This is a genomic window from Xanthovirga aplysinae, assembly GCF_009711365.1.
GTDB lineage: Bacteria > Bacteroidota > Bacteroidia > Cytophagales > Cyclobacteriaceae > Xanthovirga > Xanthovirga aplysinae.
The window spans coordinates 1-11,310 of record NZ_SMMB01001203.1 but is presented as its reverse complement, the minus strand read 5'-3'; the positions used below and the strand labels follow the sequence as shown (position 1 = coordinate 11,310).

The 11,310-nt window shown below is 38.4% G+C and carries 6 protein-coding genes; all 6 read left to right on the top strand.

All coding sequences use genetic code 11. The features are described 5' to 3' along the window. Positions 1-151: 151 nt before the first annotated feature. Positions 152-1,945, top strand: coding sequence for a PAS domain-containing sensor histidine kinase (locus E1171_RS16755; protein ID WP_155207204.1), 1,794 nt, complete (start codon positions 152-154; stop codon positions 1,943-1,945). Further along, on the top strand, positions 1,932-2,600 hold the full coding sequence (locus E1171_RS16750) for a response regulator transcription factor (RefSeq protein ID WP_155207203.1): 669 nt from the start codon (positions 1,932-1,934) through the stop codon (positions 2,598-2,600). Before E1171_RS16755 ends, E1171_RS16750 begins: the two co-directional genes overlap by 14 nt. Before the next feature lie 627 nt (positions 2,601-3,227). Continuing rightward, a complete protein-coding gene (locus tag E1171_RS16745) occupies positions 3,228-4,793 on the top strand; it encodes an MFS transporter (RefSeq protein ID WP_155207202.1) in 1,566 nt (521 codons plus the stop codon). A gap of 480 nt (positions 4,794-5,273) precedes the next feature. Further along, complete coding sequence (locus E1171_RS16740; RefSeq protein WP_155207201.1) at positions 5,274-8,783, top strand: nitrate reductase; 3,510 nt, start codon at positions 5,274-5,276, stop codon at positions 8,781-8,783. Between the two features lies 1 nt (position 8,784). Beyond that, complete coding sequence (locus tag E1171_RS16735; RefSeq protein WP_155207200.1) at positions 8,785-10,251, top strand: rubredoxin domain-containing protein; 1,467 nt, start codon at positions 8,785-8,787, stop codon at positions 10,249-10,251. Between the two features lie 4 nt (positions 10,252-10,255). Beyond that, entirely contained in the window at positions 10,256-11,197 is a 942-nt protein-coding gene (locus tag E1171_RS16730; protein WP_155207199.1) for a GTP 3',8-cyclase MoaA, read from the top strand. Positions 11,198-11,310 lie beyond the last annotated feature (113 nt).

Here is an 11,310-nt window from a genome sequence, read left to right as displayed (position 1 = left end):
ATTAAGGAGCCATTAACTTTTTCCAATAGAAAAAAGTAAATCTTTAGGAAATTGATATAACTGCCCCCTTTCCAAGCAAAGTAATTAATATAAAAGGGCATTGTCCCCCGTACTTTATTAAGTATATTTACGTAATCATCGTTTAGCATTTATGAATACCCCCTTAAGGACCAGAAAGACCAAAGCCACCTCTGGAATTTATAATTATTTCCACTGGGTATACACTATTGCCCTTTCAGTGGTGGGAATTATTAGTCTAGTCAGTTACTTTAAAATCCAAAACTCCCTTCAAAAACAGCAAGAGTACACTCAAATAATTCATATTACCAGTAAACAAAGTATTCTCATTCATAAAATAGAAAAGACGGCTTCCAAAATCCAAGCCGAGGGCTTAAGCCAAGAAAAAAAAGAATACCTTTTTTCTGCAGCCAATCTCTTTCAAGAACAGTACAATCAATTAATAAACATTAGGCTGCCGGAAAACTTTGGGGATCAAATCAATAAAGTAACAACACTTCATACTACCATCTATGAGGCCTGTTTAAAAATTGAGAAAGGAATCGACATTAAAGAACAGGTTGCTAATATCTTAACACATGAGGAGGATTTTTTAAAAGAAATAGACCTCCTTAATCAGGAACTAGAAGTTCTCTCTAACCAAAGGATAAACCAAAGTCAGATAATAGCGCTGCGATTTTCTTTGATAATTTTTACCGCATTAATAATAATAGGCGTCTTTATCTTCTTTCCCATTTTTAGGAAATTAAAAAAAGACCTCCTTAAAATGATTGATTCGGAAAAAAAATCACAAGAAGCCGCCACTGCCCTATCCGAACTCAATACCTCTTTGGAGGAAATGCATAAGGAAATCAAGGACATGTCTTTTGCTCTGGACGCAGCTACCATTTTAATTAAGACCACCTCTTCTGGAATTATTACTTATGCCAATAAGAAATACAGTGAAATCTCCAAATACCCAATAGAAGAACTGATCGGGAAAAAGCTTTTTGAAAATTTACTTACAGGTGAAGAAAGTAAAGTTTATCAATTCATTAACGACCCCAATAAACACGAGAATGCTTGGCAGTCAGAGATTCGTGATCATGACAAGGACGGTTCTTATTTCTGGTTAGATGTGACCTTAATCCCAATTAAATCTCCTTCTGGAGAGATTTATCAATACTTAGTGATATGTTCTGAAATCACTCAAAGAAAACAGGCAGAAGCAGAATTAGCCAGACTCAACCAACAACAATTGCAGCATCAAAAAGATGAACAAAGAATTGCCTCCTACGCAATTATCTCAGGACAGGAGAAAGAAAGAAAAAGAATGTCATTTGAAATTCATGACGGCATAGGACAAATGCTCACGGGCCTTAAGTTTGTAATCGAATCGATTGAGGCAGTCAACGAAAAACAGACTTATTGTATTAAAGAAGCTAAAAAACAGCTTCAGAATATTATCAAAGAAATTCGCAGAATCTCTTCGGATTTGCTTCCCCCAGTCTTAAATGACTTTGGCCTGGAAGCATCCATCAAAGAGTTTATTCAAAACCTGAAAAAGAATAATGAGGTCGAGATTTTACTCAATAGCAATTTAATGTTAGACGCAAGATTAGATAAAAACATTGAAATAAACTTATACCGTATTGTACAGGAGTCTGTAAATAACGCTTTAAAACATGCAGAAACCTCAAGAATAATTGTCTCCATTGAAAATGATGCAGAATACTTAAATTTGAACGTACAAGACAATGGCATTGGGTTTGACTCCAAAGAAAAATTAAAAACTAGAGGAAGGCGGGACATGGGAAATGGGCTAGCCAATATGGTCGAACGGGTGGAGTTAATTGGAGGAAAACTGATGATCAATTCCACAAAAGATAAAGGAAGTAGTATTTTTGTGGAGGTGCCCCTAGACAAAGAAAGTTATGAAAAATATTAAAATCGTAATCGTTGACGATCACGAAATTGTAAGGTTTGGAATGAAAATGCTTTTCGATTCTGAGCCCTCCATTGAGGTGGTAGGACTGGGATCTAACGGGAAAGAAGCCCTGGAGCTGGTCAAAGAACAGGAACCCGATATACTTATTCTCGACATCAACATGCCTGGAATGAATGGACTGGATACAATGGAGGAGCTAAAAAAAATGAAGCTCCCTACAAAAGTTCTTTTCTTATCCATGTTCGACCGGGAAGAATATGTCTTGAAAGCGGTAGATAGTGGGGCCTACGGTTACCTTTTGAAGGACAATGGAAAAGAAAAAATCATCAAGGCTTTAAGGACTATTATGAATGGCAATAAGTACTTCAGTAGTGAAGTTTCAAATATTATTGTCAATCGATACCTAGATTCAAAACCCGCACACCCCCCAAATCGACCCCATAAAGATTACGCTCTTACCAAAAGGGAAATGGATATTTTGTCCCGAATTGTGAAAGGAGACAGCAACCCAACCATTTCGGAGGAATGTGGTATCAGTGTACGCACTATCGAAACTCACCGTTCCAAGATTATGAAAAAACTCTCTGTAAATAATGCAGCAGATATGGTGCGAGTAGCCCTTGAGCAGAAAATAGTTGCTTTAGAAAACAATTGATTTAAGTAGTCTAAAAGACTCCCACGCATCTTTTTAGTTTTGCTTGAGAAGCTTAATGCTTTATGGGGGTTCTTTCTAAAAGCTTTGCTTATTACTGAAAATTCTCACTAGATTAAGGCTTTTGTTCATTTCGTATTGATACAAAACGAACAAAAATATCAAGCATCAAAAATGCTTCCTTCCCCTAGCCAGCTTTTGACCCGCCTATCCTTCTAAATTAAAAATCAGCATTCTTTAGAATAAGATTGATTTCAATAGTCCAATAAGGGACTCCCAAGTTCTGCCTTTTTCATTTTTATTGGTAAAGCAGTAATACAGAAGAATTTTTCGTAAAATAATTGGTTTAAGCATCCACTTTCCATTCACCTTTTTCGGCCCTAATGGGGAAGAGGGACACATAAAAGTACTTAAACAAGGACTAATAACCTTACTTTTCAATTATCTTCTTTCTTTAAAATTTCAGAGGCACGTATCAATGAAATCCCCCTAACTGTTTTCAATATCAAACACCCAAACTCATTGATCCGGCCCTCCAATTTACGTATTAATTAAGTAAATTTACTTGCATTACAGTTCTATTTACGTATATTTGATACGTAACATCAAATACCAAAACAAAAAATCACTATGAAAGACGCTGGAACTGCCAACAAAATCCTTTTCCTCAACACTTTTGCTTTCACCATTTGTTTTGCCGTTTGGTTAATGAATGGGGTTTTAGTCACCTTCCTAGTAGATAACCAAGTTTTTGACTGGGACTCTTCCAAGATAGGTTGGCTAATGGGAATACCCGTACTCACAGGAGCCATCTTTAGGCTCCCTGCCGGAATTCTCACAGACAAATTTGGAGGAAAACCCGTATTTACTATCCTGCTACTACTTTGTGCTATTCCTACCTTTTTATTAAGCTATGTCAATTCATTTTGGGGATTTGTCTGGTGTAGTTTTGGTTTTGGATTAACTGGGGCAAGCTTCGCCGTTGGAATTGCCTACACTTCCATATTCTTTGATAAGAAAAATCAAGGTACCGCATTAGGTATATTTGGAGTGGGAAATGCTGGAGCAGCCCTTACCACCATTTTTGCACCCTCCCTTTTAAATTATGCAACTAACAATGGCGCCCAAATTGAAAACTGGCGTGTTTTACCTATAATTTACGCAGGCATACTTGTTTTAACTGCTATCCTCTTCTTCTTATTGGCAAAAAATAAAAAACCGGAAAGCTCCAACCGGACCCTTAAACAACAATTACAACCTTTAAAAAACATCCGGGTATGGCGTTTTGGCCTATATTATTTCTTAGTTTTCGGTTGTTTTGTGGCATTTGCACAGTGGCTGGTTCCTTATTTTTTAAATGTTTATGCTATGCCGTTAGTATTTGCCGGTATCTGTGCATCACTATTCAGTCTCCCTTCAGGAGTAATCAGGGCCCTTGGTGGGTATTTATCTGACCTATTTGGAGCCAGAAAGGTAATGTATTGGGTACTGGGATCTTCAGCAGTAATAAGCCTCTTTCTCATAATCCCTAGGATGGATATCTCATCTCCGGGAAAAGGGGTCTTAGCCAAAAATGAAGGAATAGTTACAAATATTTCCCCAAGCTTCATTCAGGTGGATAATCAAGTGTACCCCCTTCAGGAACGCCAAGACAAAATGGCCAATGTAGAAAAAGAGAATCATTTCCTTCCTGTAAAGGAATCCTGGCAAACCCCGGTAGTCCAAGTTAATGATCGAGTAACAAAAAAACAATTGATCGCCAAAGGCTCCACTCATATCTATTTCCAGGCCAATGTTTGGGTTTTCACTGTTCTAGTCATTTTAATAGGGGCCATATGGGGAATTGGGAAAGCAGCAGTATACAAGCATATTCCTGATTATTTCCCCAAGGAAGTAGGTGTAGTTGGAGGAATGGTGGGCGTATTAGGAGGCCTGGGAGGGTTCTTTTGCCCTGTAATTTTTGGGTACTTACTAGAAGCAACTGGGTTATGGTCCAGTGCATGGATGTTCATGTTTTTCCTTTCTGCCAGTTGCCTAATCTGGATGCATGCAGTAGTCCAAAGAATCATAAAACACCGACTGCCCAAACTTTCCACAAGATTTGAAGAAGGCCAAAATGACCAATTGGATGTAGAAGAATATGAAATGAAAATTAAATTAAACGTGGAACAACCTCAAAGAGAAGAAAAAGCCTAAAGGCTTTTCAATAAAAAAATTAATTCCAGCAACCAAAAGGACTCGTAGGATCCTTTTTTAGGGAACAATTGAAAAAATAAACTACCCCTTTCAAAAACAATGTAAGCATTAAAATTATAATGAAGCAGTATTTTCTGTTAATGCCCTCTGGAAGGTTGGGCAAATCAAAAGCGGGCTGTGGGTTAGACATATGGGATGAAGCTTATTAAATTCTTAAGAAAGGAATTAATTTCAACCGCCTTCAGGACTCCAAAAGGTGAGTTCTTGAATTTTTTCTTCGTTTTTTTATCAAGACCAAAATGAATGCTAAACTCAATGAAAAGCAACAAACATATTTTCCAGCCAACAACCATAAATAGAAAAGAACAAATTCATTTATTTTAAGGGGAAGATATAATTTTCAAAGCTCCTCAATCTCATTTAGTGAAGTCTGACCCTTAATGGGAGTTCTAACTAATAAATTGTATTTTTAAGACACCTATGCATTATTCCAAAGAAAGAAAATACAAGTCGACTTGTTCTTATTGTGGAACGGGCTGTGGAATTGTAGTAAAAAAGGATAAGTTCAATGCGATAACAGTTGAGGGAGATGAAGCCCATCCAGTGAATAAAGGAATGCTTTGCTCCAAAGGCAGAACTTTGCATTATACGGTGTCGGACCAGTCTGACAGAATCCTCAAACCCCAGATGAAGTGGCACCGTTCGCAGGAAAGAACGGAGGTATCCTGGGATACCGCCATAGAACGTGCAGCCGCGGTTTTCAAATCTTTAATTAAAAGATATGGACCGGATTCGGTGGGCTTTTATGTTTCGGGTCAATTGTTAACAGAGGAATATTACTTAGCCAATAAATTAACAAAGGGGTTTCTAGGTACCAATAACATTGACACAAACTCCAGGCTATGTATGAGCTCTGCCGTGGTGGGATACAAAAAAGCCTTAGGAGAAGATGCTGTACCTATTTCTTATACCGACATTGAATTGGCAGACACTTTCTTCATTACCGGAGCTAACCCAGCCTGGTGTCACCCAATTCTTTTCCGGAGATTAGAGGAGCACAAAGAAAAAAATCCTCATGTAAAAATTATAGTTGCAGATCCACGTAAAACCCAAAGCTGCTCCATAGCCGACATTCATTTACAACTTAACCCAGGAACAGATAGTGTTCTTTACAAAGCTATTGGAAGGCTCATCATTGAAAACAATGATATTGACACCGGCTTCATTACCAATCACACAAACGGCTTTGAAGCTTATAAAGAAAGTGTTTTCAATACTTCCATTGAAGAGGCGGCCAAAACCTGTGGGATTCCTACTTCTCAAATCTATGAAACAGCAGAAGCCATAGGAAAGTCCAATGCCTATATTTCCATGTGGGCCATGGGCCTCAATCAAAGCACACAGGGCGTAAATAAAAATTTATACTTGTTGAACCTATCTCTCATTACCGGGCAAATAGGAAAGCCAGGAGCCGGCCCCTTTTCCCTTACTGGCCAACCAAATGCTATGGGTGGAAGAGAAGTAGGCGGTTTAAGCAATATGCTAGCAGCCCATCGGGACTACACCAATCCAATCCATCGGGAAGAAGTAGCTAAATATTGGGGTGTAGATAAATTAAGTGAAGCTCCCGGCCTCACTGCTACCCAAATGATGAAGGCCTTATCCAGTGGTAAAATGAAAGCCATCTGGATTGTCTGCACCAACCCCCTTGTAAGTTGGCCCAATGCCCGATTAGCAGATGCTGCTCTTAAAAAAGCCAAATTCGTCATCGTACAAGATATTTCTAATCGTTCGGATACGCTAAAATATGCCGATCTCGTACTCCCTGCTGCAGGTTATTTGGAGAAAGAAGGAACTATGACCAATTCGGAAAGAAGGATAAGTTACCTCAATAAAGTGCTGGACCCTCCGGGGCAGGCACTTCCGGATACGGAAATTTTTATTCGATTTGCCAAAAAAATGGGCTTTGGAGAAGCCTTTGACTATAAAACCACAGAAGATATTTATTTGGAGCATTCAGGCCTAACAAAGAACACCAACCTAGATATTAGTGGTCTAAATTACTCCATCTTAAAAGAAAAAGGTTCAGTGCAATGGCCTTTTCCGAAGGGTGCTACTCACGGTACACAACGTCTGTTTACCGATCAAAAATTCTTTACTCCCAACAAAAAGGCTCAAATCCTATCCCCAGAAACAGCTCAGGAAGTGGAGACAACCACCAACAATTATCCTTTTATCCTCATAACTGGGAGGATTCGCGATCAATGGCATACCATGACCCGAACGGCCAAGGTAAAAAAATTAAACCAACACATATCGAGGCCTTTTTTAGAGATACACCCAGAGGATGCTTCTCAAATCAACATTCAAGATCAAGATATTGTTGAAATTGCAAACGACAGAGGCAAAGTACGGGTAACCGCCAAAATAACAACAGACATAAAAAAAGGCGTTGTTTTTCTGCCTATGCATTGGGGAAGAAGTCTGGGGAAAGACTTAACCCGAACAAATAATCTCACAAGTACACTGGTTGATAAAACCTCAAAGCAACCTGCATTTAAATTTAGTGCTGTAACAGTAAAAAAATATAGGAAGAAACAGCAAAAGATTATTGTAATTGGAGCTGGAGCCGCGGCCTTCCGCTTTGTTACACAGTACCGAAAAAGCAATCAACAGGACGAAATTGAAGTCTTTAGCCGCGAAAAAGTAGCATTTTATAACAGGGTAATGTTGCCTGAATATATCAATGGCAAAAAAGACTGGAACATGCTGCTCAAACATAAGGTAGAAAGAGAGGAGGAAGAATTAGATTGTCGCATACATACAGAAACCAGCATTGAACATATTGACCGGAAAAATAAGGTAGTGGTGGATTCCCTTGGGAAAGAACACACATACGATCTTATTATAATGGCCACGGGTAGCAGAGCTTTCCGACCTTCCCAAATACCGGAAAATATGAAGGGTATTTTCACCCTAAGAAGCCGGAAGGATGCAGATTTCATTAAGAAATTCGCCAAAAAGAAAGGAAATGCTGTCATTGTTGGGGGCGGATTACTAGGAATAGAACTGGCTGATTCCCTCCAATCTCTCGGTGTTACAGTCACCATTATCCAACGGGCTTCCCGCCTAATGGAAAGGCAATTGGATGATTTAGGCAGCGAACTGTTGGACCTGGAATTAAAAGACAGAAACATTCAAATCCTTTATACCGATGAAGTACAGGGTTTTAAAGGAAATGAAAAACTAGAGGGCATTCATCTTAAAAGTGGCCGTTTCATCCCTTGCGATACGCTGGTATTTGCCATTGGGACAAAACCCAATATAGAGATAGCACAGCAGACAGGGCTTGTCTGTGGCAGAGGGGTTATGGTAAATGATTTTATGCAGACCAGCGATAAATCCATTTATGCCTTGGGTGAGATTGCAGAGCATCATAAAATGCTGTACGGCATTACGGCTGCCGCTGAAGAACAAGCAGAGTATGCTGTAAGATATATCCTGGGGGACACCAGCAATACCTACAAAGGGTCTTTATTAATGAATATATTGAAGGTAGAAGGGCTGGAGCTTTGCTCCATTGGTGCCATTGAAGCACCTATTGACGACGATAATTATGAGGAAATAATTTTCGTAGACAAGAAAAATAGAAAGTACAAGAAATGTCTCGTTTACCAGGATAAATTAATTGGTGCTATTCTCATTGGAGACAAAAGTGACTTCACTGAATTTCGAGACCTAATTGAAAACAAAATTGAATTGGGTGAGAAAAGAATGGAGCTCCTCCAGGGAAATACCAAAAAAAGGGAAATCAAAGGTGAATTAATTTGCTCCTGCAATAGTGTAGGACACCTAAACGTCTTGGATGAAATCCAAAAAGGATGCACGGATTTCAATGTCCTCTGTAAAACCACTGGTGCGGGCTTAGGATGTGGAAGTTGTAAACCAGAAGTAAAAGCGATGTTGGAAAATGAAAAAATCTTGAGTTAAAATGGAGATGTTAACCGCCAAAGTCTTTATAAAAGGGGGAATTCTTGCCCCGGTAGATTTAAGAAAAATAGCCCACCTGGCTGCTGGTCTTGGAGCTACTCATTTCCAATTCGGTCGTCGGCAGGAATTAATCATTCAGATTCCTGATGCAGCAGTTGAACAGTTTAAATTAAATTTCAAGGCTTATGAAACAGAAATCGACTACGGGCAAGGGTTTACTAAACACAATATTGTAAGTTCTTACCTTGCTAACAACATTCTTCCTTCCACCTATTGGGTTAAAGACGGCGTATTTTTAGATATACTAGATGATATTGATGAAACCCCTTCAATTAGGGTAAATATTACAGATTTAAAACAGGATATTGTTTATAGCTTTACAGGGGACATAAACTTTGTAGCAAGTGAAGAAGTGAATCTTTGGCATGTCTACCTAAGAACTGTTTCAGAAGACAACCTCACTTTTCTCCCCTACTTGATTTATTCAGAAGACATCAAAAAAGTTATCACCACCTTTGAAAATTTATACCGAAACGATGCTTCATTAGAAGAAATAGAACAAACACTAGCAATACTCCTTAAAACGAAACTCGTGGAAAGCCCCCTCTCTCCACGCATACGAGTGGCCGAATTTTTCAATTACGAAGGCATCCATAAATACCATGAAAAATATTGGCTGGGTATCTACAAAAGAAATGCAGAGTTCAACCTTTCTCAACTTGATTCCCTTTGCCGCCTCTGCGAACAAAACAGTATTGGCCAAATCCATATTACACCCTGGAAATCTCTTATCATTAAAGATATCATTGAAGAAACCCTAATGGACTGGAAAGCGCTCCTTGTCAAGCACAACATCAATAATGGGCATTCTCAATCAGAACTTAATTGGCAAATCAATGACTTTGATGAAAGGGCTTTTGCCCTTAAAACTTATATTAGAAAAGAATTTGCCCAAGGTGACTTCTGTACAAATGGAGTAATTATTGGAATAAATAACCGATACAAACATTCATTTTCCCATATTATCATTCAAGAAAAGTTGAGTAGGTTCTTCTTGGGAATCCCAATGAAGGTTACCTATGACATACTTCATAGGAAAGAGTTCAATCCTACCCTAAACGAATTCCTTCCGTTTGTACAAGATATTAAAATTCATGATCTAACACCAAGTTTAAAAGAATTGGTAGAGGAATATCACCAAAAAGTCTATATCGATCATACCACTTTTGACGCCAAACCAAGAATTAGTCGAAAAGCTTTGAAAAAAGCATTAATAAAAGAAAGAGAATACGCGTATCAATGTCCGCATTGTCTAACCACCTATGATCCCATTTTTGGAGATGAAACACAGGAAATACCAGCCAAAACTAATTTTGAAGAATTACAATCCACCTACCTTTGTAGTTTGTGTGATGCGCCCAAAGAAGAATTTATTAAAGTGAACAAAGGAGAACTTGGAGTAAGATAAGGAAATGATAAAAGACCACCTCAATAGAACTTTTAAGGCGTTACGGGTAAGCCTCACCAATTCCTGTAATTTTTCTTGTCATTATTGTGTGTCGGGCTGGAGCAACCCCGTAGTCAAAAACACTTTACCTCCGGAAGAATTTGTTGAAATTATTAAGTCCATACATCGTATCACCCCACTTACTAAAATCCGACTAACCGGTGGTGAACCCCTCCTGTATCAGCACATTTGTACCCTGATCAAAGGAATAAAAAAATTAGGAATTGAAAACATTGGCATCACTACAAATGCTTTTTTACTCCCCAAAAAAGCAAGCATGCTTAAAGAAGCAGGATTGAGTTCAGCAAATATTTCATTGGACGCTATAGAAGAAAGTACCTTCAAAAAAATTACCCGCCAATCTAAAATTAATCCTGTTCTAAACGGCATCGAAAAGGCCCTGGAAGTAGGTATTCCCCTAAAACTGAATGCAGTGATTATGAAAGGTATAAATGATGATCAAATAATTCCCCTTTATCGTTTCGCAAAAGCCAAAAGAATAAGCATTCGCTTTCTGGAAGTGATGAAGATGGGGCATTTACATTCTTCCAAAACCGATTACCTTTACAAGGAAGAAAACATGCTCACTGACTTACGAAGAATTGCCAAATTAACCTCGGTAAAAAGAGAAAAATCTGCTACCGCCACCTACTGGGAAGATCAGGATGGCTTTAAAGTGGGATTTATCTCCAATAGTTCAAAACCCTTTTGTAGTGATTGCGATCGACTAAGAATAGACCACCAAGGTCGCATTTATGGCTGCATAAGTTCAATAAATGGAATCGACATAAAAAAGGACTACAAAAATCAACCCCTCCTTTCTAAAAACCTTTTCAAGTCCTTAAAAGAAAAACAGAGCCTCGCCTTTACCGGAAGTGATATATCAATGAAACAAATTGGGGGATAGAAAGCAAAGCTTTGAGATTAATACCTCTTATAACATTCAATAAATCATTTAGATATCTGGTACCTTTATAAATTTTGACATAAGTTATTTTTATGAAAGCTCTTAAAATTCTC